This is a genomic window from Rhodococcus sp. LB1 (assembly GCF_001583455.1).
Taxonomy (GTDB): domain Bacteria; phylum Actinomycetota; class Actinomycetes; order Mycobacteriales; family Mycobacteriaceae; genus Rhodococcus_F; species Rhodococcus_F opacus.
The window spans coordinates 1-26,904 of sequence record NZ_LTCZ01000424.1 but is presented as its reverse complement, the minus strand read 5'-3'; the positions used below and the strand labels follow the sequence as shown (position 1 = coordinate 26,904).

22 protein-coding genes, 1 pseudogene and 1 riboswitch are annotated in these 26,904 nt (G+C 68.3%); of the genes and pseudogenes, 8 read left to right on the top strand and 15 right to left on the bottom strand.

Translation table 11 applies throughout. The features are described from left to right. Positions 1-6: 6 nt before the first annotated feature. The 7 genes from AZG88_RS44130 to thiO all read right to left on the bottom strand — a co-directional run bounded on the left by AZG88_RS44130 (position 7) and on the right by thiO (position 6,417). Complete coding sequence (locus AZG88_RS44130) at positions 7-861, bottom strand: adenylate/guanylate cyclase domain-containing protein (RefSeq protein WP_061701236.1); 855 nt, start codon at positions 859-861, stop codon at positions 7-9. A gap of 52 nt (positions 862-913) precedes the next feature. Beyond that, positions 914-2,368 carry a M20/M25/M40 family metallo-hydrolase gene (locus AZG88_RS44125; RefSeq protein WP_197488037.1) on the bottom strand — a complete coding sequence of 485 codons (1,455 nt, stop codon included), beginning with the start codon at positions 2,366-2,368 and terminating at the stop codon, positions 914-916. Between the two features lie 145 nt (positions 2,369-2,513). Next, on the bottom strand, positions 2,514-3,308 hold the full coding sequence (locus tag AZG88_RS44120; RefSeq protein ID WP_005251717.1) for an ABC transporter permease: 795 nt from the start codon (positions 3,306-3,308) through the stop codon (positions 2,514-2,516). Next, positions 3,308-4,249: an ABC transporter ATP-binding protein gene (locus tag AZG88_RS44115; protein WP_005251715.1), complete on the bottom strand. Its 942-nt coding sequence runs from the start codon at positions 4,247-4,249 to the stop codon at positions 3,308-3,310. Before AZG88_RS44115 ends, AZG88_RS44120 begins: the two co-directional genes overlap by 1 nt. A 113-nt stretch (positions 4,250-4,362) precedes the next feature. Further along, positions 4,363-5,130 (bottom strand): thiazole synthase, encoded by a 768-nt coding sequence (locus tag AZG88_RS44110; protein ID WP_061701234.1) that lies wholly within the window; start codon positions 5,128-5,130, stop codon positions 4,363-4,365. Beyond that, positions 5,123-5,347 carry a sulfur carrier protein ThiS gene (gene thiS, locus AZG88_RS44105; RefSeq protein ID WP_005251712.1) on the bottom strand — a complete coding sequence of 75 codons (225 nt, stop codon included), beginning with the start codon at positions 5,345-5,347 and terminating at the stop codon, positions 5,123-5,125. Before thiS ends, AZG88_RS44110 begins: the two co-directional genes overlap by 8 nt. Before the next feature lie 2 nt (positions 5,348-5,349). Continuing rightward, entirely contained in the window at positions 5,350-6,417 is a 1,068-nt protein-coding gene (gene thiO / locus AZG88_RS44100; protein ID WP_061701233.1) for a glycine oxidase ThiO, read from the bottom strand. Next, positions 6,416-6,528, bottom strand: a riboswitch (TPP riboswitch). Its footprint overlaps the gene before it by 2 nt. Before the next feature lie 24 nt (positions 6,529-6,552). Here thiO and thiE point away from each other — a divergent pair. Further along, positions 6,553-7,251 (top strand): thiamine phosphate synthase, encoded by a 699-nt coding sequence (thiE, locus tag AZG88_RS44095; RefSeq protein WP_005264846.1) that lies wholly within the window; start codon positions 6,553-6,555, stop codon positions 7,249-7,251. Here the strand turns inward: thiE and AZG88_RS44090 are convergent, their stop codons facing one another. Further along, positions 7,252-8,010, bottom strand: coding sequence for an NUDIX hydrolase (locus tag AZG88_RS44090; protein ID WP_005251707.1), 759 nt, complete (start codon positions 8,008-8,010; stop codon positions 7,252-7,254). It lies immediately after the preceding gene. A 124-nt stretch (positions 8,011-8,134) separates the two neighbouring features. On the opposite strand from AZG88_RS44090, the gene AZG88_RS44085 reads away from it, so the two are divergent. The 3 genes from AZG88_RS44085 to AZG88_RS44075 are packed head-to-tail and all read left to right on the top strand — an operon-like array spanning position 8,135 to position 12,824. Continuing rightward, positions 8,135-9,517 carry a hypothetical protein gene (locus AZG88_RS44085; RefSeq protein ID WP_061701232.1) on the top strand — a complete coding sequence of 461 codons (1,383 nt, stop codon included), beginning with the start codon at positions 8,135-8,137 and terminating at the stop codon, positions 9,515-9,517. Next, the gene (locus tag AZG88_RS44080; protein ID WP_082833640.1) at positions 9,514-10,494 is read left to right on the top strand and encodes a glutamate ABC transporter substrate-binding protein; all 981 of its coding nucleotides are present in this window, start codon (positions 9,514-9,516) and stop codon (positions 10,492-10,494) included. The genes AZG88_RS44085 and AZG88_RS44080 overlap by 4 nt, the downstream gene beginning before the upstream one ends. A gap of 8 nt (positions 10,495-10,502) precedes the next feature. Next, positions 10,503-12,824 carry a serine/threonine-protein kinase gene (locus tag AZG88_RS44075; RefSeq protein WP_061701231.1) on the top strand — a complete coding sequence of 774 codons (2,322 nt, stop codon included), beginning with the start codon at positions 10,503-10,505 and terminating at the stop codon, positions 12,822-12,824. Positions 12,825-12,827: 3 nt separating this feature from the next. Here the strand turns inward: AZG88_RS44075 and AZG88_RS44070 are convergent, their stop codons facing one another. Next, positions 12,828-14,021 carry an acetate kinase gene (locus AZG88_RS44070; RefSeq protein WP_061701230.1) on the bottom strand — a complete coding sequence of 398 codons (1,194 nt, stop codon included), beginning with the start codon at positions 14,019-14,021 and terminating at the stop codon, positions 12,828-12,830. Then, positions 14,018-16,138 carry a phosphate acetyltransferase gene (gene pta, locus AZG88_RS44065; protein ID WP_061701229.1) on the bottom strand — a complete coding sequence of 707 codons (2,121 nt, stop codon included), beginning with the start codon at positions 16,136-16,138 and terminating at the stop codon, positions 14,018-14,020. The genes AZG88_RS44070 and pta overlap by 4 nt, the downstream gene beginning before the upstream one ends. Before the next feature lie 62 nt (positions 16,139-16,200). Here pta and AZG88_RS44060 point away from each other — a divergent pair, with 62 nt between their 5' ends. Beyond that, a complete protein-coding gene (locus AZG88_RS44060) occupies positions 16,201-16,710 on the top strand; it encodes a nitroreductase/quinone reductase family protein (RefSeq protein WP_005251697.1) in 510 nt (169 codons plus the stop codon). Here AZG88_RS44060 and AZG88_RS44055 read toward each other — a convergent pair. After that, a pseudogene (locus AZG88_RS44055) lies at positions 16,656-17,897 on the bottom strand (HNH endonuclease). The gene AZG88_RS44060 and the pseudogene AZG88_RS44055 overlap by 55 nt on opposite strands. Before the next feature lie 190 nt (positions 17,898-18,087). Here AZG88_RS44055 and AZG88_RS44050 point away from each other — a divergent pair. After that, complete coding sequence (locus tag AZG88_RS44050) at positions 18,088-18,711, top strand: CatB-related O-acetyltransferase (protein ID WP_063819621.1); 624 nt, start codon at positions 18,088-18,090, stop codon at positions 18,709-18,711. Between the two features lies 1 nt (position 18,712). Here AZG88_RS44050 and AZG88_RS44045 read toward each other — a convergent pair whose 3' ends face one another. Further along, positions 18,713-18,979 (bottom strand): hypothetical protein, encoded by a 267-nt coding sequence (locus AZG88_RS44045; RefSeq protein WP_061043573.1) that lies wholly within the window; start codon positions 18,977-18,979, stop codon positions 18,713-18,715. A gap of 254 nt (positions 18,980-19,233) precedes the next feature. Here AZG88_RS44045 and AZG88_RS44040 point away from each other — a divergent pair, with 254 nt between their 5' ends. Then, positions 19,234-20,148 carry an AurF N-oxygenase family protein gene (locus AZG88_RS44040; protein WP_005251692.1) on the top strand — a complete coding sequence of 305 codons (915 nt, stop codon included), beginning with the start codon at positions 19,234-19,236 and terminating at the stop codon, positions 20,146-20,148. A gap of 69 nt (positions 20,149-20,217) precedes the next feature. On the opposite strand, the gene fgd is transcribed toward AZG88_RS44040, so the two are convergent. Next, positions 20,218-21,225, bottom strand: a complete 1,008-nt coding sequence (fgd, locus tag AZG88_RS44035; RefSeq protein ID WP_061701237.1) for a glucose-6-phosphate dehydrogenase (coenzyme-F420) — start codon at positions 21,223-21,225, stop codon at positions 20,218-20,220. 55 nt (positions 21,226-21,280) lie between these two features. Next, entirely contained in the window at positions 21,281-21,622 is a 342-nt protein-coding gene (locus AZG88_RS44030; protein ID WP_005264833.1) for a YidH family protein, read from the bottom strand. 92 nt (positions 21,623-21,714) lie between these two features. Between AZG88_RS44030 and AZG88_RS44025 the strand changes: the two genes are divergently transcribed. After that, positions 21,715-22,674, top strand: coding sequence for an alpha/beta hydrolase (locus AZG88_RS44025; RefSeq protein WP_061701228.1), 960 nt, complete (start codon positions 21,715-21,717; stop codon positions 22,672-22,674). Here AZG88_RS44025 and AZG88_RS44020 read toward each other — a convergent pair. After that, the coding region (locus tag AZG88_RS44020) for a non-ribosomal peptide synthetase (protein ID WP_061701227.1) at positions 22,630-26,904 on the bottom strand (4,275 nt) is incomplete at its 5' end. The two genes, AZG88_RS44025 and AZG88_RS44020, sit on opposite strands and share 45 nt — an antisense overlap.

Below are 26,904 nucleotides of genomic sequence, written 5' to 3'. Positions count from 1 at the left end.
AAGTACTCACGGGCGGCGGAGCCGCAACCGCCAGATACCGAGGTCGGAGGGCACCCCGCTGGGCGCGGGGGCGAAGAAGGCGCGTCGCCACGGTTTGACGCCGACACCCAGTTCGTCGAGGGTGCCCGGCTGCAGACTCTCCAGCGTGGCGGACGACGCCATCACGTTGCCGTCGCCGCCCAGTTCCATCATGCGCGCCGCGATCGTCACGTCCACGCCGAGCCAGTCGCTGCCGATCTGCCGGGGCACGCCGGTGTGGATGCCGACGCGCATGCGGGGGCGGTAGCCGTCCACCTCCACCTCCGCGAGCGCCTCCTGCGCGGCGAAGACGGCGTCGATCGCACGGTCCGGGCTGGGGAAGACGGCCATCACGCCGTCCCCCAGGCGCTTCACCACGTGCCCGCCGCGGTCGACGATGGGGGTCTCGACGGCTCGGGCGACGTCGCGCAGCAGGGCGAGGGTGGCGCTGTCACCGGCGGGCAGCGACCAGCTGGAGAATCCCACCAGGTCGGTGAACATTATGGTCACTTCCTGCGTTCCCCGGCCGCGTCCGGTGCGCTCGAGCAGCGCCTGCCACACCTGCAGCGCGCCGAGGCTCATCTCGCGGGACGCGCCCGGCTGATGGTCGAGGAACCGATCGGCGACGCGGGCGATGGCCCGTGCGCTGCCGGGGCCCGCCGTCGACAGGGGATCGCCGAACGCGGGATCACCGGGCAGCGCGCGGCGAACCCTCCGCAGCCCTTCGATCAGCTGTGGTTGCCGGTTCACCGATCCCATCCAGCCCAAAACCTTGTCGCCTCGTTTCGGTGTCTGCGCAGCGTCGAGTTCGGCACTGATCTCTTCGGCCGGGTCGTCGCTCACGGGAGTAAGGGTAACCCAGCGTCACATGCACAAACTCGTGACGAATCGGACATCACTCCGCCGCCCGCGCCTTCTCCCGGTCCGCGCCGGTGGGGACACCGTTCGGCCCGGCGAGCGACTCCGCGTACACCCCGACGGCGTACGCGACCGCCGCGGCATTCTCGGCGAGCGCGGCCCGGTTCACGTTCTCGAGGGTGTCGGTCGCGCTGTGGTAATTCTCGTCGTACACCACATCCGGGGTGCCGCCCCACTTCTGCGACTGCTCGGGGGTCTTCGTCTCGTCGGCGCCGCTGAACACGCCGCCCGAGGGGATGCCGTGCTCGATGAACGGACCGTAGTCGGATCGGCCGTCGAAGTCCGTGCCGTCCGCGACGACACCGTTGCTCTGGAGGAACTCGGTGAACGTGCGCTCGATGCCCGCGGAACCCTCGGGTCCGGGCCCCTCGCCGACGTTGTCGGAGTTGTCGCCGTCGTACGCCAGGTAGCCGGCGTTCTCGGAACCGAGCATGTCGAAGTTCAGGTACAGCGCGATGTCGTTCCGCTGGTCCTCGCTGAGGCTGTTCACGTAGGCCTCCGAACCGAGCAGACCCAACTCCTCCGCGCCCCAGAACGCGAAGCGCACCGCGTTGTCGACGTCGGGCGAACCGCCGAGTTGCACGGCCGTTTCGAGGGTCGCGGCGACGCCGGTGCCGTTGTCGTTGATGCCGGGACCGTCCGGGACGCTGTCCAGGTGGGCGCCGACCATCACGACGTCCTCGGCCGAACCGGTCTTCGTCTGGGCGATGACGTTGCGAGCGGTGCTCGACTCGGTGGCGGTGTCGAGGGTGAGGGTGACGTCACCGCCGGCCTGCTCGAGTGCGGCGCCGTCCGCCTTGCTCACTCCGCCCGTGGGTACCTTGCCCACGTCCGGGTCGCCGAGAGTTCCGCCGCTCATCGGCCCGTCCTCGTTGTTGACGACGATCACGCCTGCGGCGCCGCGCTCGGCCGCGAACTGCTGCTTGGCCGAGAACGGGCACACCCCGCGGTTGACGAGGACGATCGCCCCGGTCACGTCGAGGCCGTCGTAATCGGTGACCTCGCATCCCGGACTCTCGTCCTTCGGGGCGGGCACCAGGCGGGCGGTGATCCCGTGCGGACCGGTGGACGGCGAATACGCCAGAGCACGCACCTCGAAGTCACGGTCGCCGGACCTGAGCGCCTCCGTCCGGACGTCGAAGTTGTGGAACTCGAATTCCGGGGTCTCGACGTCGAAGCCCTTGTCTTCCAGCACCTGTGCGACGTAATCGACGCTGGCGTCGTAGCCGGAGGTTCCGGCCGCGCGGTTGCCGTTGTTGTTCTCGGCGATCGTCTGCAGTTGCTCCAGGTGCCCCACCACACCGCCCTCGGTGACCGAGGCTGCGAGAGCGCTCGCATCGACCGGCGGCGAATCGGGTTCGCTCGTCGACGAGCACCCGGCCAAGACCATCGCACCGGCCACTCCGACTGTGAAGGCACCCCGTAGTCGCATGTCGGGAGCCTAACGCAGAAGCACCTGTGGGCCGGCGCGAATGGATTTCGCACCGGCCCACAGGCTCCCGCCCCGCCGTCACCCTCAGCCAGGTCTCCCGACGATCACCTGGCGGAGGAGCGGGGCGAAAGTACTGTATCGGGTGTCAGGCGTCGCGCTTGTTGACGACCACCAGGCCGGCCCCGAAGATCACGAAGACGAACACCGCGAAGTAGACCAGGCTGCCCCACGGGCCCCAGTGGAATTCGACCCCCTGCGGCGCCCCCAGGAAGTTGTTGGCGTTGAGGAACGGCAGGAAGGGCATGATCTTCGAGCCGAACGAGCCGAACAGGTTGAACAGGCTCTCGATCAGCAGCGGCCACAGCAGCAGCAGGGCGATCGCGCCCGCCGACTGGCGCAGCAGCGTGCCGACGCCGACGGCCAGAACCACGCACAGGAACGCGTAGATCGGGACGCCGTAGATCGACCGCCAGGCGTCGTCACCCGACAGCGTGAGCGCCGCTCCCGCCTCGTCACCCGCGGTCGCCTTCGCGATGGCGTACGCGCCGAACGTGAGCACGAATGTCAGCACCGCGCCGAACGCGCCGATCAGACCCGCCTTCGCGATGAGGACGGACGCCCGGTTCGGGATGGCCTGGAACGTGGTCCGGATGACGCCGAACCGGTATTCGCTGGTCACGGCGAGTGCCGCGAGGATCATCAGGACCAGTACGCCGAATCCGGAGACACCACCGACCGCGTCCGACATCTGCGGCAGGAACGGATCGAAATCCGGTTGCTTACCGTCCGCGATCTGGTTGTTGAAGGAGTTGATGCTGGCCTTCGCACTCAGCCCGATGACTGCGGCGAGGCCGAGGCCCAGCACGATGATGATGACCGTGCACCACCACGGCGACCTCGTCGACGTGATCTTGATCCGTTCGGCATTGAGAACAGCCATTACAGTGCACCCCTCATCACATCTTCGACGCCCTCTGCGTGGTACTGCACGTCGTCTCCGGTCAACTTCATGAAGGCGTCCTCCAGCGATCCGCGCTGAGATGCCAACTCGTGCAGGACGATGCCCTGCGAACCGGCGATCCCGCCGACGACGTCCGTCGACGAATCCACCACGACGAGCGCCTGCTGCCCGTCGGATCCGTCCTCGCGCACGGTGAGTCCGTTGGACGTGAGCGCGCTACGCAACGCGTCCAGCTGTGGGCTCCGCACGCGCACCGTCGATTCCGAGGACTTGCTGACGAACTCGGACACGGTGGTGTCGGCGATCAGACGCCCCCGGCCGATGACCACCAGATGTTCTGCGGTGAGCGCCATCTCGGACAGCAGGTGGCTCGACACCAGCACGGTGCGTCCCTCCGCCGCGAGGCGCTGCATGAACTTCCGGATCCAGACGATGCCCTCCGGGTCGAGCCCGTTCACCGGCTCGTCGAACAGCAGCACCTTCGGGTCGCCGAGAAGCGTGGCGGCCAGGCCCAGTCGCTGGGACATGCCGAGCGAGAACCCGCCTGCCTTCTTCCCGGCCACCTCGGTGAGCCCGACGAGGTGCAGCACCTCGTCGACCCGGCTCTTCGGCAGCGAGTTGGACGCCGCCATCCACTGCAGGTGGGCGCGGGCCGAGCGGTTGGGGTGCACCCACTTCGCGTCGAGCAGAGCCCCCACCGTCCGCAGCGGTTGCACCAGGTCGCTGTACGGTTTGCCGTCGATCAACGCGCTGCCCGCCGTGGGGCGGTCCAACCCGAGGATCATGCGCATCGTCGTCGATTTGCCTGCACCGTTCGGGCCGAGGAAGCCGGTGACCATACCCGGCTTCACGTTGAACGTCAGGTTGTCCACCGCCTTCGTCGCACCGAAGGTCTTTGTCAGTCCCCTCACTTCAATCATGAGGAGAAGGATGCCGGAACCTGCGGCCGGCGCGCATCGGCCGCAGGTCTACTCCCGACTCGTCCCCTGGTACCGGTCGGACCCTGAGCCGGACCCCGACGCGACCCCGAGGACTACGACGACGCCTGCGCCCAGAACCGCTTGGGAATGCGGCCTGCGTGACGTGCCTCGTACCCCGCCACCACGGCCCCGCGCATCGCCGACGCCATGAGTGCCGGGTCCTTCGCCCTGGTCACAGCCGTGGCCAGCAACACCGCATCGCAGCCGAGTTCCATCGCGAGGGTGGCGTCGCTTGCGGTCCCGATGCCGGCGTCGAGGATGACGGGCACCCCCGCACCGTCCACGATCATCTCGATGTTGTGCGGGTTCGCGATACCGAGCCCGGTGCCGATCGGCGAACCCAGCGGCATCACGGCCACGCACCCGACGTCCTCGAGTCTGCGGGCCAGAACCGGATCGTCGGTGGTGTACGGCAGGACGACGAATCCGTCGTCGACCAGTTGCTCTGCAGCGCTGACCAACTCGATCGCGTCGGGCATCAGGGTGCGCTCGTCGGCGATGACCTCGAGCTTCACCCAGTCGGTCTCGAGCGCCTCACGGGCGAGTTGCGCCGTCAGCACCGCCTCGGCTGCACCGCGACACCCCGCGGTGTTGGGCAGCGGGGCGATGTCGAGCCGGCGCAGCAGGTCCAGCACACCGGTGCCTTCTGCGGCGTCGACGCGGCGCATCGCGACCGTGGTCAGCTCCGTGCCGGACGCGACGAGCGCCTCTTCGAGCACCGTGAGGTTGGCGGCGCCGCCGGTGCCCATGATCAACCGTGAACCGAACGTGCGGCCCGCGATCGTGAGGCCCTTCTGCACGCCGGGCGTCGCGTCAGCCACCCTGCACCGCCGTGAGGATCTCGATCTCCCAGCCCCGGACCACGAGCTCGTCCCACCGGGCGCGCGGGAACACGGCGCCGTTCACTGCCACCGCGATGCCCTTGGTGGGCAGGTTCAGCACCTCCAGCAGCCCGGTGACGGTCAACGGTTCCGTGAACTCGTGGTCCTCGCCGTTGACGCTGATGCCGATCGGCACCACTACTTGCTGCTCACTCATCTCTACCTCGCTACTTTCTCGAAACGTTCGGGGTCGGCGGCTTTCGCCTCGACCAGTGCCGAGCCCTCCAACAATGCCACCGTCGCGTCGGCGGTCACCGGGGTGAGCAGGATGCCGTTACGGCCGTGTCCCGTCGCCACCACGACCCGATCGGACACCCGGCCGATCAGCGGCAGGTTGTCCGGGGTCATCGGACGCAGACCCGCCGAGGTCTCATACAGTTCGTACTCGCCGATGGCGGGCATCAGGGCCTCGGCGTCCGCGATCAGGTCGCGCACACCGGCCATCGTGACCTGCGTGTCGTTGCCCGACTCGTACTGGGTGGCACCGACGACGATGCCGTCGGCACGCGGCACCAGGTAGGCGGGCCTGCCGTGGACGCTGCCGCGGATGGTGCGGCCCGGCGCGGGGGTCACCCCGGGACGCGAGCGCAATCGCAGGATCTCGCCCTTCACCGGGCGAACCGGAAGCCCGGGCCACAGGGCCGGTGACGCGATGCCCGCGGTGACGACGATCTGGTCGGTGCCGAGCCGGTCGAGGCTGTGCACGGCCTCCCCGATCAGCTCCACGCCGGCGTCGACGGCGCACCGCTGCAACGCCTGCAACAGCAGCCTGTTGTCCACGGCCAGTTCGTCGACGGCCAAAAGTCCCAACCGGACTCCGCGACCCAGCATCGGCTCGAGGGCCCGGACTTCGGCTCGGCCCAGGATCTGCAGGTCCCGCCCCTGGGCGCCCACCCATTCGGCGATGGTCCGCAGGTCCTCCGCGTCGGCGCCGTCCAGCGCGACGGTGAGCGAACTCTCCGACGTGAACAACGCGACGCCGGCTCCGGCCTCGAGTTCCTTCCCGAATTCGGGCCACCGGTCGAGCGATGCGCTCCCCAGTTCGAGGACGCTCTCCTCGCCGGGCCAGCCCTCGGACAACGGGGCGAGCATGCCGCCCGCCACCCAGGACGCCCCCGAACCTATCGACGGGTCGTACAGCCGTACCGACCACCCGTTGCGGGCTGCTCGCCACGCAATGGACAGGCCGATCACTCCGCCTCCGACGACGGATACCGATCTCGCCATTGAACTCCACCTCACTTCCTGCGCCGGCATGATCCGGGTCAGGTATGACGGTCGGGCTCGGCGTGAGCCCCTCTCAGCCCCACGTTCCCCGGGACTCCCGTGTTGCACTTTCACCGTAGAGGCTACCGTCATGCCGTGACCACCTCGCATCACAGCAACCTCACGGACCGTCGGCGCCGCCTCGGAACAGCACGTTTGTACCTGTGCACCGATGCTCGGCGCGAGAAGGGCGACCTGGCGCAGTTCGCCGAGGCCGCACTGTCCGGCGGCGTCGACATCATCCAGCTCCGCGACAAGGGCTCGGCCGGAGAGAAGAAGTTCGGCACGATGGACGCCCGGGACGAACTGGCGGCGCTGTCGGTGCTCGCGGCCGCGGCCAGGCGGCACGGGGCGCTGCTCGCGGTCAACGACCGCGCCGACATGGCGCTGGCGGCCGGGGCCGACGTGCTGCACCTCGGCCAGGGCGACTTGCCCGTCCCGTACGCACGGACCGTGGTGGGTTCCGACGTCCTGATCGGCCGCTCCACCCACAGCCGCGCCCAGGCCAGCCTGGCGGCGATCGAGGACGGCGTCGACTACTTCTGCACCGGACCGGTGTGGGCCACCCCCACCAAGCCCGGACGGACCGCGTCGGGCATCGATCTGGTGCGATCGACCGCCGACTCGGAGCCGAACCGCCCGTGGTTCGCGATCGGCGGCATCGACGAGTCCCGGGTTCCGGAGATCCTCGCCGCGGGTGCCTCCCGCATCGTCGTCGTCCGGGCCATCACCGAGGCCCGCGATCCGCAGGCCGCCGCGCGCTCGCTGTCCGCTCTGCTGCAGCAGAACGCGTAGTTAGGGCTGATCCAGCCAGTCCAGCACCGTGGCGGGCGGCAGGACCACGATGGTGGCCGGCAACTGTTCGATCAGGTCGGGATCGGTGGTGACGATCGCCGTCACCGTTCCCAGCGTGGTGCCGTGGCCGGCCGGTTCGGCGAGGCGGCCGACGGCGTCCAGGGCCTCGAGCACCTCGACGCGCGGCAACCACCCGTAGGTGCCGTCGGGCAGGTGCACCGTGCGGGGCAGTGCCTTCGACAACTGCGCCAGCGCGCCGCGTTCACCCAGCACGTCGTGCCGGTCGAGCAGCAATCGCACCTCGGTGGTGCGCAGTTGCGGCCACCCCGCTTCGAATCCCGGGTGCAGCGGCAACCCGGCGACGTCGGTTTCCCGCACCCAGCGCAGTTCGGTGCTCTCGCCGTTCGCGACGGTGGGCAGTGGGCGCTCGGCGTCGGCGATCACCGTGGTGTAACTCCAGCCGCTCGCGGCCTTCATCGTGACGACCTCGGTGCGGACACGGATGGCCGCGCTCTCGATGCCGGCTTCCTCGTGGGCCTCGCGCACCGCGGCGTGGGTGGTGGTCTCGTGGCTGTCCCGGGCACCGCCGGGCAACGCCCACGTACCGCCCTGGTGACTCCAGACCGCACGGTGCTGTAGCAGCACGGCAGGCGTCTCGTCGGGGAGCGGCGCACGCAGCAACAACCCGGCCGCACCGTGCTTGCCCCAATGACGACTGCCGTCCGGCCCGGTTGCCCAACCGTCACCGTCACCACGCATCGACTACCCCTGTCCGACCTGATGGGTCTCCCTGCAGTTCCCTCACACTAACGGTTTCTTCCGGAACTGCCCGTCGGCAGTCGTGAACCGACCGCTGCTTATATGCTCCCCACAAGGTGCGGCCATGACACGGGAGGGGTGCGAGGTGGTTCTGCGTGTGGCACCGTCGATCGAACCCCACGGCAGCCGCGCATTGTCTGCCGCAGCGGACGACGACGTCGACCCCGCGGTGGCGCGCCGCAAGGAACTGCGCGCGTTCCTGGAGTCGACTCCCGCGAAACTCACCGCCCTCGGCGCCCTCCTGGTCCTGCTCACCCTCACCGCCGGGTTCGTGGCCGCCTCGACGGTGAACAGCAGGGAAGCCACCCTCGACAGCGTCCTCGCGGAAACGGAACCGCTGTCGTTCTCGGCACAGAACCTCTACAGCGCCCTGTCCGTGGCGGACGCCGCGGCCACGACGGCGTTCATCTCCGGCGGTCTCGAACCGCCCGAACTCCGGGACACCTACGCGCAGGCGATCGGCACCGCCTCCGCCGACCTCGTGTACGCGTCCGGCGGTCTCGCGGCGAGCGACGTGGACAGCCGCCGCCTGCTCGCCTCCATCTCCACCGACCTCAGCGTCTACTCCGGTCTCGTCGAGACCGCGCGCGCCAACAATCGCACCGGTCATCCGGTCGGCGCGGCCTATCTCAGCGAGGCGTCCACGCTGATGCAGACGAGCATGCTGCCGATGGCGCAGCAGTTGCACGCCCAGCAGGAAGCCGACGTCGCGGACACGCAGCGGGATTACTCCCGTCCGCCCTGGCTGGCGCTGATCCTGATCCTCGTCGCACTCGTCGCGTTGATCGTCGCCCAGATCGTCATCGCGAGGCTCAGCCGGCGCACGTTCAATCTCGGGCTGATCGTGGCGTCGTCGTGCACGGCGATCCTCCTGGCGTGGATGCTGGTCGCCGGGTTGATCTCCTCCCTCGACACCAAGCGGGCGCTGACCGAGGGCGCCCGCCCGATGCACGAGTTGACAGCGGCCCGCATCCTGGCCCAGCAGGCGCGCACCGAGGAGACCCTCAAACTGGTCCGCCGCGACTCGAACGGTGACTACGACGCCGTCTTCGAAGACAAGTCCGGTCAGCTCGACACCCTGCTGTCGAGTTACCCCCACGACGGCGACCGCGCGGTTGGCCACGACGAGGTGGCGCGGGCGCAGGAGGCATGGACGCGCTGGTCTTCGGCACACGACCGCATGAACGAGATCCTCGCCAAGGGCGACTTCGTCTCGGCGGCAATGGTCGCCATCGGACCGGGACCTTCGGATTCCGCGGCTCAGTTCACCGCCGTCGACGACGCGCTCACCGACGGAATCGGCACCGCCCGCGACCGGCTGCGGTCGAACGTCGAATCCGCGGCCCGGGTGCTGACCGCGCTCGGTTCCGGTGCCCTCGTCCTGACGCTGATCACGTTCGGCGGAATTATCATCGGGCTGTGGCCTCGATTGAGGGAATATCAGTGAGGCGGCGCCGGATCGCGCTGGTGCTCGTGGCGGCCGCCTTGCTGATCGGCGGGTGCGCCGAGTCGAGTCCCGAGCACGTCGGATCGCCGAGCGTGTCGTACACCGAGCCCCCGCTTCCCGCGGCCGCGACGCCGGCGCCCGAGACCAGCGCTGCGCCGCCGACTCCCGAGAAGGACTGCGGCGATCCCACCGCGAGCCTGCGCCCGTTCCCCGACACCGACGCCGCACCACCGATGCCGACGGTCGACGCCATCCGCGCGCGGGGGCGTCTCGTCGTCGGCCTCGACACGGGCAGCAATCTGATGAGTTTCCGCGATCCGGCGACCGGTGCCATCCAGGGCTTCGACGTCGACGTGGCCCGGGAGATCGCGCGGGACCTGTTCGGCGATCCGGACCGGCTCGAGTACCGCATCCTCACGTCGGCGAATCGTGAGAAGGCACTTCAGGAGTCGATGGTCGACATCGTGGCCAAGACGATGACCATCACCTGCGACCGGAAGGAACGGGTGGCGTTCTCCTCCGAGTACTTCGAGGCGCAGCAGCGGGTTCTCGTCGTGAAGGGCTCCCCGATCCGCAGCGCCGCCGACCTGGACGGGAAACGGGTCTGCGTCGTCCGCGGCACGACGTCGCTGACACGGTTGCAGCAGGTGGCGCCCACCGCGGACATCCTGACGGTCCCCATGTGGTCGGATTGCCTGGTGGTCCTGCAACAGCGGCAGGTCGATGCGGTGAGCACCGACGACACGATCCTCGCCGGTCTGGCGTCCCAGGACCCTTATCTCGAGATCGTCGGAGACAGCATGGGCGCCGAGCCGTACGGCGTCGGCATCACCAAGTCGAACGAGGACCTGGTGCGGTTCGTCAACGGCACGCTCGAACGCATCCGCCGCGACGGTACCTGGACCAGGATGTACGACCAGTGGCTGTCGATGCTGGGGCCGTCCCCCGCCCCGCCGTCCGCCGTGTACCAGGACTGAGGGGACGCATGCCGCAGCATTCGCAGAATCCGGAGTCCACCGACCCGGACATCGCCACCCAGGCCGCCGTCCGGGAGCCGGAAGAGGACGCCACGCAGGCCGCGGTCCGGGAAGAACCGGACGAGGGTCCGGCCACCCAGGCGGCACCGACGTCCCGGCCGTCCGGCGCGTCCGGCACCGGCCGCTCGACGCGCTCACCGCGCACCCGGTCCGGGCAGCGCCTGCGTCTCGGCGGCGGTCTCGTCGAGGTTCCCGTCGTGAAGACACTCGACCCGGCGTCCGCCGTGATGACCGAGCCGAAAGTCCCCGAGAGCAAGCGCTTCTGCTGGAAGTGCAACAAGCCGGTGGGCCGCACCGGCGCCACGTCCGAGGGCTCCGAGTTCGGTCTGTGCCCCAACTGCGGAGCCACGTACGACTTCCGGCCGCTTCTCGGCCCGAACGAGTTGATCGGCGGCCAGTACGAGGTACAGGGCTGCATCGCGCACGGCGGCCTCGGCTGGATCTATCTGGCCATCGATCGCAACGTCAGTGACCGGTGGGTGGTTCTCAAGGGCCTGTTGCACTTCGGCGACGCCGAGGCTCAGGCCGTGGCGGTGGCCGAACGCCAGTTCCTCGCCGAGGTGGCCCACCCGAGCATCGTGAAGATCTTCAACTTCGTGGAGCATCCCCGGTCGGACGGGACCCCGATGGGGTACATCGTGATGGAGTACGTGGGCGGTCACTCGCTGCGGGACGTCCTGTCGACGCACGCGAAGCCCGAACGCATGCCGGTCGAGCAGGCCATCGCCTACGTGCTCGAAATCCTTCCCGCACTGGCGTATCTGCACTCCACCGGTCTGGTGTACAACGACCTCAAACCCGACAACGTGATGGTCACCGAGGATGCCCTCAAGTTGATCGACCTCGGTGCCGTCGCGGGCATCGAGGACTACGGCTACCTGTACGGCACGCCCGGGTTTCAGGCGCCGGAGATCGTCAAGACCGGCCCGACCGTGGCATCCGACATCTACACGGTGGGGCGCACACTCGCCGTGCTGACGCTCGACATGCCGTCCGACAAGGGCCGGTACCTCGACGGGATCCCGTCCCCCGAGCAGGCGCCGCTCCTCGCGGAATACGAGTTCTTCCACCGACTCCTGTTGCGCGCCACCGACCCCGATCCGAGCAGGCGTTTCGCGTCGGCCGAGGAGATGGCGGGTCAGCTCACAGCGGTGCTGCGGGAGGTGCTCGCGCAGCAGACCGGCGAGGAGCATCCCGGACTGTCGACCGTGTTCAGCAAGCAGAGAACGACTTTCGGCACGGACGAGGCCGTCGAGCAGACCGACGTGTACGTCGACGGCGTCGAACGGGACGAAAATCTCGATCCGCAGTCGGTGGCGCAGGCTTTGGCGGTACCCCTGATCGACCCGACCGATCCCAACGCCCCGCTCCTGGCCGCCGCGGTGCACAGCGAGCCGCAGCAGACGCTGGATTCCATTCGGCACGCGCGCGAGAACGGGATCGAACGGGTCGTCGGAGACCTGGACGTGTCGTTCTCCCGGGAACTCACGCTCGCCGAGATCAAGGCGCACCTCGATCTCGGTGACGCCGCCACCGCCACCGAACTCCTCCGCGACGTGGAGGGAGACATGGGTGGGAACTGGCGCGTCGACTGGTACGCCGGACTCGCGACGCTCATCGACGGCGACTACGAGACGGCGTTCTCCCGTTTCGAATCCGTACTGCAGGCGATGCCCGGGGAGACGGCACCCAAACTTGCGCTCGCCGCCACCGCCGAACTGATTCTGCAGCACTGGGAGAGCTCCGACCCCCACCAGTGGCGGACGTTCGCCGAGAAGTACTACCGGACGGTGTGGCGGACCGACCACAGCATGGTGAGTGCGGCATTCGGTCTGGCGCGGCAACTCACCGAACGCGGAGATCTGCCCGGTGCCATCACCGCCCTCGATCAGGTTCCCGCGACGTCCCGGCACTTCACCATGGCCCGGATGACGAGCGTGCTGATGCTGTTGTCCGGCAAGCCGATCGAGGAGATCGACGAATCGGCCCTCCGGGAGGCCGCACTCCGTGTCGCCGCGCTCGCACCCGAGGAGAGCCGGGCACTGCAGATGCGCACGCTCGTACTGGGCACCGCACTGGACTGGATGCGTGCCGGTCACACCTCGGCGACGGAACTCGAGCAGATCCTCGGTGTGCCGTTCACCGAACGGGGACTACGCAAGGGCGCCGAGGCCGGCCTGCGGGCGCTGGCCCGCAACGCCCCCGAGCGCACTCACCGGTACACGCTGGTGGATCTGGCCAACACCATCCGGCCCAAGAGCCTGCTGTAACGCTCAGGCGCCGATCAGCTCCACCGCCGCACGGGCGATCGCGAACTCCTCATTGGTGGGCACGACCAGCACCTGAACGTCGGACTCGTCCGCCGAGATACGGCGCGCATCCCGGGAATCCGCGCGGTTGCGGTCGTCGTCGACGACGATGCCGAGGCGCCCCAGCCCGGCCAGGCTGTCGCGGCGGACGTCGACGTTGTTCTCGCCGACTCCCCCGGTGAACGTGATGACGTCGACGCCGCCCAGTTCCACCAGGTAGGCGCCGATGTACTTGCGGAGTCGGTGCACGTACACGTCGTACGCCAACGCCGCAGCCTCGTCGCCCTGGCCGACGAGCGTCAGGAGCGCCCGGAAGTCGTTGACCCCCGACAGGCCCTTGAGTCCGGAGTGCCGGTTCAGGAGGTCGTCGATCTGATCGACACCCATCCCGCTGCGGTGCAGGTGCAGGATGACGCCGGGATCGACGTCCCCGGACCGCGTGCCCATAACGAGTCCCTCGAGCGGGGTCAGCCCCATGCTCGTGTCGACGGCCAGGCCCCCGCGGATCGCGGACGCCGAGGCACCGTTCCCCAGGTGCAGGACGATCTGGTTCAGCTCGGACAGGTCCCTGCCGAGGAACTCGGCCGCGCGCGCCGACACGTACTGGTGCGACGTGCCATGGAAGCCGTACCGCCGGATGGAGTGCTCCTTCGCGACCTGCCGGTCGATCGCATACGTCGACGCCCCCGCGGGCAGGGTGTGGAAGAACGCGGTGTCGAACACCGCGACGTGCGGGATGTCCGGCAACTCCTCCCGCGCCACCTCGATCCCGATCACGTTCGCCGGATTGTGCAGCGGCGCAAGGGCCGAAAGGTCCGAGATGGACTGCACCACTGCGTCGTCGATGATCGTGGGTTCGAAGAACACGTCGCCGCCGTGGACGATGCGATGGCCGACCGCGACGATCCCCGCCTCCCGCAGAGGCCGACCCACCTCGGCGACGATGTCCGACACCATCTTCAGCCCGGCGCGGTGGTCGGCGATGTGAACGTGGCGCTCCGCCAATCCGGTGCGGTGGTGATAGACGATGCGCCCCTCGGGTTCCCCGATCCTCTCGACGAGACCGGACGCCGAGGACTTACCGGTGTCCGGGTGGATCAGCTGGAACTTGATCGACGACGAACCGGAATTGACTACCAGTACAGACCCCTCGGTCACTGCTCTGCTCCCTGCGCCTGGATCGCGGTGATGGCCACGGTGTTCACGATGTCCTCGACCAGCGCCCCCCGGGAGAGGTCGTTGACGGGTTTGTTGAGGCCCTGCAACACCGGCCCGACGGCGATGGCGCCGGCGCTGCGCTGCACGGCCTTGTACGTGTTGTTCCCGGTGTTGAGGTCGGGGAAGATGAAGACCGTCGCCTTCCCGGCCACCGCCGAATCGGGCATCTTCTTGTCGGCCACGCTCTGCTCGATGGCAGCGTCGTACTGAATGGGGCCTTCCACCAACAGGTCCGGGCGACGCTCGCGGACGAGTTTCGTCGCAGAGCGCACCTTGTCGACGTCCGCGCCGCTGCCGGAGTCGCCGGTCGAGTACGACAGCATCGCGATACGCGGATCGATGCCGAACTGGGACGCCGTCTGCGCCGACGAGATCGCGATGTCGGCCAGCTGTTCGGCCGTGGGGTCGGGCACCACCGCGCAGTCCCCGTACGCGAGCACCCGATCGGACAGGCACATCAGGAACACACTCGACACCGTGGACACCCCCGGCTGCGTCTTGATGATCTCGAACGACGGCCGGATGGTGTGCGCCGTGGTGTGCGCGGCACCGGAGACCATGCCGTCCGCGATTCCCGAGTGCACCATCATGGTTCCGAAGTACGAGATGTCGGTCATCACCTCGCGGGCACGGTCCACGGTCATGCCCTTGTGGGCGCGGAGCCGCGCGTACTCCTCGGCGAACGGACCCGCGTGTTCGGACGTCCGGGGGTCGAGTACCTGCGCGTCACCGAGGTCGACGCCGAGTTCCGCCGCGCGGCGACGCACCTGCACCTCGTCGCCGAGAATCGTCAGCTCCGCCACCTGCCGTTGCAGCAGTCTCCCCGCCGCGCGGAGGATGCGGTCGTCGTCGCCCTCCGGGAGCACGATGTGCTTGTGGTCGCGGCGGGCGCGGTCGATCAGCTGGTATTCGAACATCTGCGGAGTCACCACCGACGGGATCGGCAGCTTCAACCGCTCCAGCAGTGTGGGTGCGTCCACCCGGAGTTCCATGACACTCAGCGCGGTGTCGATCTTGCGCTGCGAACCGACCGCCACCCGGCCACGGGTCTGCGCGGCCGCGCTGGCCGTGTCGAACGTGCCCAGTCCGGTGGTGAGGATCGGCAACCGCGGCTTGAGGCCGGCCATCAGCTTCGCGATTGCCGGGTGCGGCATCAGCCCGCCGTTCATGATGATGCCCGCCAGCGACGGGAATCCCTCGGCCTCATGCGCATTCACCATCGCCAGCAGCACGTCGGAACGGTCGGCCGGGGCGATCACCACCGTGCCCTCCGTCAACCGTTCGAGAATGTGCTCCGCCGTCATTCCGCCCACCATCACCCGCAGGGCCTCCCGGTGGAGGAGCTCGGGGTCGCCACTGAACAGGCTGCCGTCGATCGCCTCGAGGAGTTCGGCCATGGTCGGTGCGACCAGCAGGGGGATCTCGGGCAGGCTCCACGCGGGCACACCGGTGACCGCCAACGCGTCGGTGACCGCATCGAGTTGGTCGGGGTCGCACCGATTGGCGACCACGGCCAGCAGGTGGGCGTGGTGAGCGGTCAGTTCACCGATGGCGAGCTGGGCTAGTTGGGCGATCTCGTCGGGGGTGCGCCGCGCTCCCTTCACGGCGAGCAACACCGGGGCGCCGAGGTTCACGGCGATCCTGGCGTTGTAGCCGAGTTCGCTGGGGCTGGCCACGTCGGTGTAGTCGCTGCCGATCACCACGACGGCATCGCACTGCGCCGCCACCTGGTGATACCGGGAGACGATCTCGCTGAGCGCGCCGTCGGGATCGGCGTGGACCTGCTCGTATGTGACCCCCAGGGACTCCTCGTACCCGATGTCGGCCGTGGTGTGCTCGAGGAGCAACTCGAGGATGTAGTCGGTTTCCTGCGTCGATCGGGCGATGGGACGGAAGACGCCCACCCTCGCCGCGGACGCACACAGCATCTGCAGCACACCCAGCGCGATGGTGGACTTGCCGGTGTCCCCCTCCGGTGAGGCGATGTAGACGCTCGACGGCTGAGGACGTGCGGGCGGATTCACGGGTGAGGGTGTCGCTGGCGCAGCCATGGCCATAGCGTATCCGGCCACCGGCTCAGGGCGATTGACAGCGCACCCGCCCGGCGGTCAGATGACGTATGGCCGAATCACCCTTCCCCGACGTCCGATGGGGCAGCGAGAACAGCTTCCTCCGCGAACCCGCGGCCAAATTTGCCGCCACCCGACCCGGATCGTTGCTGATCCGGAAACTCGCCGGAGTCGACCGCCGGCTCCTCCAGAAGACCAGGGGACGCTTCACGATCCTCGGTCCGATCGCCGCACCGGTAGTCCTGCTGACCACCACAGGTCGCAAGTCGGGCGCACCACGGACGAGCCCGCTCCTGTACTACCGCGAGGGTGAGCAGATCTTCGTCGTGGGCAGCAACTTCGGGCAAGATCACCACCCGGCGTGGTCCGGGAACCTTCTCGCCCAGCCGAACGCGAAGGTCACGATCGGCGGGAAGGACATCCCCGTCACCGCGACTCTCCTCGCCGAACCGGAGCGGACACGGATTTATCGCGAATTCGACGAGATGGTGCGCGTCTACGGCGTCTACGAGCATCGAACGAACCGCACGATGCGGGTGTTCGCTCTCACCGCCTCGTGAGCCGAGCGCCGTGCCGGGGCCGGGAGCTGTGGCGCCGCCGACCGGTAGTGGTGCCCGGTCGGGGTGCGGACGTCGATGAGGTGGGTGCCGCCGGGGTTGTCGACTGCGCGGGCGGACCATCCGTCGCCTTCCTTCGCATAATTGCACGCCTCGCACAGCCCGGACCCGTTGTCCGCCGACGTGGCACCGGACTCTCGGCGTGAGCGAATGTGGTCGCGATGCCGGATCGGCGCATCGCACCACGGGGTTCGGCACGTCCGGCCCCGCAGGTCGATCAGCTGTCTCAGGCTCTTCGGGAACGTGCGGGACTGCGATTCCATCGCGGTCAGCGCCCCCGACTGCGGGCACGAATACACCCGCCGCAGCGACGTCTCGGTGTCACCATCGGCGGCGTCGGCCACCAGCTGCCGCGCGATCCCCGCCGGCACCGGCCCGAGCCCCTGCAACTGCGCGGCCTCGTGCCCGCCGGCCAGCAAGGTCTCGTCGGAAAGCACCAGATTCACCGCCACCGGAACACCCGACGCCACCGATGCGTGCGGCCACCACTGTCCCCGGTCGCGATCAAACTGTCCGCATCCCGCCCCAGCGTGGCCCGCAGGCAGACGGCCTGCTCCACCGGCATCAGCACACTCAGATACGCCATCGAATCCGGCGCCGGCCGGGTCGTCACCCGACGTTCGGACACCGCCTTACGATGCCGCCGCACCACGACCGCTACGGCGTCGAGTTCCACGGCCAGCGCCTTCGCCCGTGCGATCAGACCGCGGTCCCCGACCCCGTCGAGAATGGCCGGGTCCGAACACAACCGGCGGTCCACGATGCCCCGATCGGCCGCCGACAGGCAGGCTGTTTCCCGCACCAACAGGGTGGCTCGCCATTCGTTCAACCGCCCGGTCCGCAACATGGCCAGGGTGTGCGGCATCTCGTGCACCAGAGCCTGTGCGAACCCCAGGTGCCGCCCGCCGCGGTTCGGGGATTCCCTGCGGGCCAACGCAATCTGCGACGCGATGCCCCGGTCCCACTCCGCCCGCGGTAACCCCCGAGCCCTGCGGTCCTCGCGAATACTCGTCGCGACGCCGTCCGAGCCACTCGATCCCCACCCCGGCGTCCCCACCCGCCTCGACGCATCGCAGCCGCGCCGTGAACGCACGCAACTCCTCCAGATCCGCTGCCACCAATTCCCCCACAACCAACCTCCCCCAAGGTCGTTCGAATACATGTTCGACACTAGCAAGAGTTCGTGAACAATGGCAATAGCCACACCCCGGCAAAAGTGAGTGCGGCACAGGACCGTACGGCGCTATACAGGAGATCGCGCAAACCTGACTGCGCCGAGGAATGGAGAAGTAGTTGCCCACGAATGCCGCACCGGATCCGATGACCCTGCATCCCGTTTCGGGTCAGCCTCGGGTGGTCCTCCTCAAACCTCTGATCGAGAATCCACTGATCGAGGTCGGGGAGTACAGCTACTACGACGATCCCGAGTTCGCGGACGAGTTCGAAACGCGCAATGTTCTGCACCATTACGGGCCGGACCGGCTGATCATCGGCAAGTTCTGCGCGTTCGCGACCGGGACCACGTTCATCATGAACGGCGCGAATCATCGAATGAGCGGAGTCTCGACGTTCCCGTTTCCGATCATGGGCGGGTCGTGGGCCCAGCACGCCGATCTGCTCGCGGATCTACCGTCGCGCGGCGACACCGTCGTCGGCAACGACGTGTGGATCGGAGGCGACGCGACGATCATGCCTGGCGTCCGCATCGGACACGGCGCGATCGTGTCGACCGGTTCGGTGGTGACGCGGGACGTGCCGGACTATGCCGTCGTGGGCGGGAATCCGGCCGTCCACATCAAGGACCGCTATTCGGAATCCGAGATCGCCGCACTGGTGCGGATCGCGTGGTGGGACTGGCCGATTTCCGCCGTCACCGAACATGTGCGAACCATCGCCGCAGGCACTGTCGAGCAACTCCGGGAGATCGCCGCCGGACTCGGCTGAATCAGCCGCGCGCCGCCTGCGGCGCGTCGGTCTCGGGGTCGAGTTCGCCGTCGTCGGCGAACACGAGGCGTCCGTCGTCCAGCGCGACGGCCCAGCGGTGCACGGGTGCCCAATCACGTCCGAGGAGTCCCTCCGACTGGGACAGGTCCGCGAAATCCTCGATCACGACACCGGGCGCGGGAGCGTCGGAGTCGCGGCGGACCCGAACGCGAGCGCCGACGACGACGTCGAGGCTGTGGGGCTGGGCGGCACTCTTCTGATCAGACATGGGTTCATTCCGCTTTCTGCAGGGTGATGCCAGGGCAAGGGATCATCCGGGCCCGCTGCCGAGAACTCACTACAGACGATCGGCAAATTTTGAGCAAGCCTTGGGTCGCAGTTGTGGGGATCATCACCGAGGCCTTGACGCCCGAAGAACTACCCGCAAGTTGTCCACTATTTGTACACCAGAGCCATTGACGTCAAGATAAATCTTCGACATGATTAGGTGTAACCGCTAGTCACACTGACATGGAGGATTTCATGGCACGCTCGACGCTCGCTCTCCGCAATCCGAAGATCACGGATCGCCAGGACACCGGCGCCCGGCTTCTCCAGTCCTCCGCACGCATGTCGTACGACCCGACCGTCGAGGTGGACTGGGACGCGCCGGTCCCCGACGACCTGTACGGCCTCACCCCAGAGTGGTCCTCGCTGTACGGAACGCCGATGTGGGACGAGATGACGTTCGAACAGCAGATCACGCTGACGAAGCACGAGGTGTCCTCGATCATGGGCACCGGAATCTGGTTCGAGATGATCCTTCAGCAGATGGTCATCCGGGACATGTACGCCAAGGACGCATCGCAGGCCCACTTCCAGTTCGCGCTGACCGAGGTGGCCGACGAGTGCAGGCACTCGGTGATGTTCGCGCGCACCGCCGAGAAGTTCGGTTGCCCCTCCTACGTTCCGCGCAAGTCGGTGGTCACACTGGGTCGCGGGTTCAAGGCGCTCGCCTCGGGAGAGGTCGCGTACGCCGGCATTCTCGTCGCCGAGGAGATCCTCGACGTCATGCAGCGCGACTGGATGAAGGACACACGCGTCCAGCCGATCGTCCGCGTCACCAGCAAGATTCACGTGGTCGAAGAAGCCCGGCACATGCGCTTCGCCCGGGAGGAGACCCTGCGACGGGCCCAGGGCATGAGCAAGGCGCACCGTGCTGCGAGCCGCGCCTGCATCGCTATCGCGTCCAATCTGATCGTCTCCAGCATGATCAATCCCGCCGTCTACGCGGCAGCCGGACTGGACACCGAACGTGCGCTCCGCGAGGCGAAGAACAACCGATTCCGGGCCGAGAAGATTCGCGAGAGTTCGCAGCCGCTCATGCGGTTCCTGGACGACGCCGATCTGCTGGGCGGTCCTTCCCGGCACCTCTACAAGCGCGTGAACATGCTGTGAGGCCCTTCGGGCCCGTGAGTGGTTGACGAGTCCCTGCACTCGTTAACCACGCACGGGCGGCGAAGCCGCCTACCCCCGCAACCGCGGCGCCAGATCCCGCTCGAAAAGTTCCAGGAACCGTTTCTGATCGTGGCCGGGAGCGTGGAACACCAGGTGGTTCAACCCCGCATCGAGATACGGGCGGATCTGCGCCACCGCCTCATCCGGATCCGACGCCACGATCCACCGCTTCGCCACCTGCTCGATCGGCAACGCATCCGCCGCCTTTTCCATCTCGATCGGATCATCGATGCTGTGCTTCTGCTCCGGCGTCAACGACAACGGCGCCCAGAACCGGGTGTTCTCCAGCGCCAACTCCGGATCCGTGTCGTACGAAATCTTGATCTCGATCATCTTGTCGATCTCCGCCACATCACGGTCCGCCTTCTCCGCGCCCTCCGCGACCGCCGGCATCAGCTTCTCCGTGTACAACTCCATGCCCTTGCCGGACGTGCAGATGAACCCGTCACCGCTACGACCGGCGTACCGGGCCACCACCGGACCACCGGCGGCGATGTACACCGGAATCCCACCCTCGGGCACGTCGTAGATAGACGCCCCCTTCGTGGTGAAGTACTCGCCCTCGAAATCGACCCGATCGCCGAGCCACAGCTCCCGCATCAACCGCACCGACTCCCGCAGCCGCGCGAACCGCTCCTTGAACTCCGGCCACTGACCCGCGAAACCCGTCGCGATCTCGTTCAGCGCCTCTCCGGTACCCACCCCGAGCATGATCCGCCCTGGATACAGACACCCCATCGTCGCGAACGCCTGCGCCACCACCGCCGGGTTGTACCGGAACGTCGGCGTCATCACCGACGTCCCCAACTGCAACCGCTCGGTGCGCTCCCCGACCGCCGTCATCCACGCCAGCGAGAACGGCGCATGACCACCCTCGTGCCGCCACGGCTGGAAATGATCCGACACCGTCGCCGAATCCATACCGTGTGCCTCCGCCAGAACACCCAGCTCCACCAACTCCCGCGGACCGAACTGCTCCGCGGACGCCTTGTAACCGAGCTTGAGTTCGTGGGCCACCGTGTACTCCTTCGTCTTCACGTCCGGTTCGCGAGATGCAAACCTCTTCTGCAGGTTAGAGCGCGGCCACCAGGCTGGCGAGCGCCGCTCCCAGTGCCACCACCGTCAGTGTCACCGCGAACAGCCACAACTCGTGGGGCGGCGGCATCGGTGCTCCGTCGCGCAGGGCCTTCTCGACCTGCGACCACCGCCGCATGCCGACGAGGGCCGCGGCTGCGGCGAGACCGATCAGGATCAGGCCGAGGGTCGTCCGCACCCACCCCGTGCTGAATTCGGGGACCAGGTGGATCATCGCGATGCCACCGGCCAGAAGTGCAAGCGAACTCCGCATCCAGGCGAGGAACGTCCGCTCGCTTGCGAGGGTGAAACGTTCGTCGGGCCGGTCGTTGTCGGTCACCGAATCATCTTTACACCGGTTCGCTGGAACCGCACCAAGCAGGTACCCCGCAGTCCTAGATTGGAAGGGCAGGCCACAGCCAGGGGGCGTCCATGCGACCGTTCGAAGCTCTGCGATCCGCGATCTCTCTGCGTGTACCGGCGGTGATGCTGCTGGTCGTATCCGTGTGGGCGGTGCTCGGCCCGCCGTCGGCGTCCGCCGAGCCCCGCATCACCAGGGTGGACGTGTATTCGGAGTCGATGGGCCGGTGGGTGGCCAACGACGTCATCTCTCCCGCATCGGGCGCTCCGGCGCCCACCTTCTACCTGCTCACCGGGATCGGCGGCGGGTCGGACGGGATCTCCTGGTTCAACAACACCGGTGTGCGGGACTTCTTCGCCGACAAGCACGTCAACGTGGTAATGCCGATCGGCGGCCAGTACAGCATGTACACGGACTGGGATGCCGACGACCCGGTCCTCGGCCGGAACAAGTGGCAGACGTACCTGACGACCGAACTCCCCGCGGCCATCGACAGCCGCTTCGCGACCACGGGGGCGAACGCCATCGGCGGGGTGTCGATGGCGGGCGGCGCGGTACTCGACCTTGCCATTCAGGCTCCGGGTTTCTATCGTGCCGTCGGCTCGTACAGCGGGTGTGCCGCGACGAGCGGACTGCTGGGCCAGGCGATGGTGCGGTCGATGGTGGAATTGCGGGGCGGCGGCAATGCGGCCAACATGTGGGGCTCTGCCGTGGATCCGCGGTGGCGGGTACACGACCCGATGCTGAATGCCGAACGTCTGCGCGGCACAGAATTGTTCGTCTCGAGCGGCAACGGACTTCCCGGCAACATCGACAACCACGACCCCGTGCTGGTGGTGCCCCAGACGATCGGCGGCAGCGTCGTCGAGATGGTGACCAACGTGTGTGCGGCCGCGTTCCAGTCGCGGCTGCACTCGCTGGGGATTCCCGCCACGTTCGCCTATCTGTCGCAGGGCACGCATTCGTGGGGGCTGTTCGAGACCGAGTTACGGGAGTCCTGGCCCGTCATCGGCAGTGCGATCGGGGCGTGACCCCAGGGAGCGCTCCAGGATCGGCCCGATGACCGCGAGGGCTTCCGGTGTGGTCATCCGCAGGTGGTCGCACTCCACCTTGTGTTCGACGATCACGCCGGTGATCGCGGGCTGCCAGACGCTCGGCGACGGCCGTTCGCCTTCCTCCCCGTCGGCGGACTGCGCGGCGCTGAAGAACACCAGGTCGCCGTCGAACACTCGCGGCCGGTATCCGGTGGAGATCTGCTTCGAGTTCTCCAGGCCGGTGCTGATGCGACCGAGGAGGGTCGACGCGAACGCGGGGTCGCGGCCGAAGGATCGTCCGAGCATCTCGACCAGTTGCTCGCGGTACGACATGCCGGTGTCGCCCTCGCCCTCGAACTCGACACCCAGCCCGTGCAGCCACTCCTCGGCGTTCACCTCGAGGTCACCGAAGTTTTCGCCCTCCGCGACGTAGCTGTCCATCATCGCGAGTGTGCCGACCTCGGCGCCGGACTCACGGAGTTCGACGGCGACGGCCTGGGCGATGACACCGCCGAGGGACCAGCCCAGCAGGTGGTAGGGCCCCTCGGGCTGCACCGCGCGCATCTCGACTACGTACCGGTGGGCGAGCTGCGCCATCGACTCGAACGTCGTTCCGCCGCTGAGGATCGGCAGCTGCAGCCCGTACACCGGACGGTCGGGCGAGACGTACTTCATCAGTCCGGCGTATCCCAGCGCGAGTCCACCCGCCGGGTGCACGCAGAACAGCGCGGGTTGCGCACCGGATGCCCGGAACGGAACGACGACGTTCAGCACGTCGTCCGCCGGCATGCTTCCGAGCGCCGACGGGTCGACGATGCGGCGAGCCAGGCCCTCCGGGGTGGGGTTGCGGAAGATCCATTGCAGCACGACGTCGGTGCCGAGCCGGTCGCGGAGCGCGGACGCCACCCGGGTCGCGACGAGCGAGTTCCCGCCCAGTTCGAAGAAGTCGTCGTCGGCTCCGACCCGTTCGATGCCGAGGACGTCGGCGAAGGCCTCCGCCACCGCCTCCTCGACCGGGGTGGCGGGTGCCCGGAACTCTCTGGGCGCGAGCACCGGTGCGGGTAGCGCTCGCCGGTCGAGCTTGCCGGTGCGGCCGACGGGCAGCCGGTCGAGCACCACCAGCTGGGTGGGCACCATGTACGGCGCGAGGTGGGATCCGGCGTACCGGAGTACCTCGGCGGTGTCGATGCTCGCACCGGCTTCGGCGGTCACGTATCCCACCAGCCGGTCGCCGGCGCCGCTGTGCACGGTGACCGCCGCGCGGCCGACGCCGTCGCAGCGGGCCAGCACCGATTCGATTTCGCCGAGTTCCACCCGCTGTCCCCGGATCTTCACCTGGAAGTCGTTGCGTCCCACATACTCCAGCCTGCCGACCTCGATCCACCGCACGAGGTCGCCGGTCCGGTACATGCGGGAGCCGGGTTCGCCGAACGGGTTCGCCACGAAGGACGCGGCCGTCAGCGCCGCACGCCGGTGGTAGCCGCGCGCGAGCCCCGGCCCCGCGACGTACAGTTCCCCGATCACCCCCACCGGAACGGGCTGCAGCCAGGTGTTCACCACGATCACGTCGACGCCGCGGCCGGGCCCACCGATGTTCACCGGTTCGTCGGGTGACAGCACCTCGCTGATCGTCGTCTGGACCGTGGCCTCGGCCGGGCCGTACCCGTTGAAGACGAAGCGCCCCGGGGTCCAGCGGTCCGCCAACTCGGGTGGGAACCGTTCGCCCCCCATCGCGAGTATCCGCAGGGAGGGGAGGTCCTCGGGGCGGAGGGTGTCCAGGATCGTGGGTGTGAAGAAGGCGTGCGTGACGTGCTCGGCCTCGAGCAGTTCGGCCAGTTCCCTTCCCCCGAAGATTCTCGGCGGCACGATCACCAGAGTCGCGCCGACGGCGAACGCCATCAGCAGTTCGAACACGGACGCGTCGAAATTCGGCGACGCCAGGTGCGAGACCCGGGCACCGTGCATCGACGCGAACCGTTCCCGTTCCTCCACAGCGAGATTCGCGAGACCGCCGTGCGTGATCACGACGCCCTTCGGTGTTCCCGTCGAACCGGAGGTGTAGAGCAGGAAGGCGGTGTGCTCGACGCGCAGCGGACGGATGCGGTCGGCGTCGGAGATCGGGTCTGCGGAATGCGCAGTCGCCACTTCGGGATCGTCGAGCAGCAGCCACGGCACCACCCCGGGCAGCCGGTCGCGGTGCGCCGTCACCGTCAACCCGAGCACCGCACCCGAATCCTCGAGCATGCCGCCGGTGCGCGCGGGCGGCAGGGCGGGATCGACCGGCACGTACGCCGCCCCCGATTTCGCGACCGCCCACACCGACAGCACCCATTCGATCGATCGCGGCACGCCGATCGCGACGAAGGCGTCCGGGCCGGCGCCCCGACGGATCAGCGCCCTGGCCAGTCGGTTCGACCGCTCGTCGAGTTCCTGGTATGACACGGTGACGCCTTCGCACGACACTGCGGTCGCCCCCGGTGCAAGCGCGGCGCCCGCGGTGAGGACGTCCGGCAGCGTGCGTTCCGCGGCCGCGGGAAAGCCGCGCATGGGCACGAGTTCGTCCCGTTCGAGGGCGTCGAGGATCTCGAGGTCGCCGACCCTGATCGACGGGTCGGTGACGGCGATGTCGAGCATCCGGACGAACCGGTCGGCCAGGCCGGCGACGGTTTCGGCGTCGAAAAGGTCGGTGGCGTAGGTGAAACCGGCCGTGATGCCTGCCGGTGTTCCGTCGTCCGTGTACTCCTCGGACAACGTCAGCTGCAGGTCGAACCTCGCGATCGTCGCACCGAGGTCGATGCCCTCTACCTCGACGCCGGGCAGCGAAAGGTCGGGGCGTTCGACGTTCTGGAACTCGAGCAGCACCTGGAACAGCGGTGAGTGTGCCGTCGAGCGGGGCGGATCGAGCGCTTCCACGACCTTCTCGAACGGCACCTCCGCGTGGGCGTACGCGCCGAGATCGACGTCGCGCACCTGCCCGAGCAGTTCGGAGAACCGGCTCGCGTCGGAGACGACGGTCCGCAGCACCACGGTGTTGACGAACATGCCGACCACGTCGTCGAGGGCGGCCTCGCCGCGCCCGGCGACCGGGGTGCCGACGGCGATGTCCTCGGTACCGGACATCCTCGCGAGGAAGGCGGCAAGGGCGGCGTGCGCGACCATGAACACGGTCGACTGGTGCGTGGACGCCGTCGCCAGCAGCCGGTGGTGCAGACCGGCGTCGATCTCGAATCCGACCCTGCTCCCGTCGGGCGTGCGTTCCATCGACCGCGGGCGGTCGGCGGGCAGGTCCAGGGCGGCAGGGAGGCCGGCCAGCGTGGTGCGCCAGTAGTCCAGTTGCTGCGACACCATCGACTGCGGATCGTCCTCCGACCCGAGGAGCTGACGCTGCCAGAGCGTGAAGTCGGCGTACTGGACCGTGGGCGGGTGCCACTCCGGGGCGTGCCCGCCCGCCCGCGCGGTGTACGCCACCATCATGTCGCGCGCGAGCGGGACCATCGACACGCCGTCCGCAACGATGTGGTGGACCACGACCAGCAGCACTCGATCGGTGCCGGACGTCTCGAACACGGCGGCCCGCAACGGGATCTGCCCAGTGACGTCGAACCCCTCCGAGACCGCCGCCGACAGCCGTTCCCGCAACTCCTCGTCGCTCGACACCGTCGTGACGGGCAGGTCCGGCACCGAATCGGCAGCAGGGAGGATCACCTGCACCGGTTCGTCGCCGGCCATCGGGAATCGGGTGCGGAGCGATTCGTGGCGCTTCACCACATCGGACACCGCAGCCCGCAGTGCCCCGAGGTCGAGTGCGCCGGTGAGCCGGAACGCCATGGCGATGTTGTAGGCGGGCGACGAGGTGTCGAACTGGTTGAGGAACCACATGCGGGTCTGCGCCAGGGACAGGGGAATGCGTTCGGGGCGCGGCGCTGCCCGCAACTCCGGCCGGTGCGTCAGCACACCCGCTTTCGCCGCGCGCTCCGCGAAAGCCGTCACGGTCGGCGCCTCGAACAGGGCGTGCACGCCGACGTCGACGCCGAGAGCGGCATCGACCCGGGCGACGACCCGGGTGGCCGACAGCGAATCTCCGCCCAACCGGAAGAAGTCGTCGTCGGCACCGACGCGATCGACACCGAGGACGTCGCCGTACACCTCGGCGACGACGGACTCGAACGGGGTTGCCGGGGCGCGGAATCGACGCGCCGGAGCCTCCGGTGCGGGGAGTGCGGCACG

What these genes read in the sequence shown, in the direction of transcription:
- thiS (WP_005251712.1), bottom strand. Translation starts at nt 5,347, where the DNA reads ATGAGTGAGCAGCAAGTAGTGGTGCCGATCGGCATCAGCGTCAACGGC.
- AZG88_RS44045 (WP_061043573.1), bottom strand. Translation starts at nt 18,979, where the DNA reads ATGTCTGATCAGAAGAGTGCCGCCCAGCCCCACAGCCTCGACGTCGTC.
- AZG88_RS44040 (WP_005251692.1), top strand. Translation starts at nt 19,234, where the DNA reads ATGGCACGCTCGACGCTCGCTCTCCGCAATCCGAAGATCACGGATCGC.
- AZG88_RS44090 (WP_005251707.1), bottom strand. Translation starts at nt 8,010, where the DNA reads ATGCGTGGTGACGGTGACGGTTGGGCAACCGGGCCGGACGGCAGTCGT.
- AZG88_RS44085 (WP_061701232.1), top strand. Translation starts at nt 8,135, where the DNA reads ATGACACGGGAGGGGTGCGAGGTGGTTCTGCGTGTGGCACCGTCGATC.
- AZG88_RS44050 (WP_063819621.1), top strand. Translation starts at nt 18,088, where the DNA reads ATGACCCTGCATCCCGTTTCGGGTCAGCCTCGGGTGGTCCTCCTCAAA.
- AZG88_RS44075 (WP_061701231.1), top strand. Translation starts at nt 10,503, where the DNA reads ATGCCGCAGCATTCGCAGAATCCGGAGTCCACCGACCCGGACATCGCC.
- AZG88_RS44025 (WP_061701228.1), top strand. Translation starts at nt 21,715, where the DNA reads ATGCGACCGTTCGAAGCTCTGCGATCCGCGATCTCTCTGCGTGTACCG.
- thiO (WP_061701233.1), bottom strand. Translation starts at nt 6,417, where the DNA reads ATGGCGAGATCGGTATCCGTCGTCGGAGGCGGAGTGATCGGCCTGTCC.
- pta (WP_061701229.1), bottom strand. Translation starts at nt 16,138, where the DNA reads ATGGCCATGGCTGCGCCAGCGACACCCTCACCCGTGAATCCGCCCGCA.
- AZG88_RS44120 (WP_005251717.1), bottom strand. Translation starts at nt 3,308, where the DNA reads ATGGCTGTTCTCAATGCCGAACGGATCAAGATCACGTCGACGAGGTCG.
- AZG88_RS44125 (WP_197488037.1), bottom strand. Translation starts at nt 2,368, where the DNA reads ATGCGACTACGGGGTGCCTTCACAGTCGGAGTGGCCGGTGCGATGGTC.
- AZG88_RS44115 (WP_005251715.1), bottom strand. Translation starts at nt 4,249, where the DNA reads ATGATTGAAGTGAGGGGACTGACAAAGACCTTCGGTGCGACGAAGGCG.
- AZG88_RS44060 (WP_005251697.1), top strand. Translation starts at nt 16,201, where the DNA reads ATGGCCGAATCACCCTTCCCCGACGTCCGATGGGGCAGCGAGAACAGC.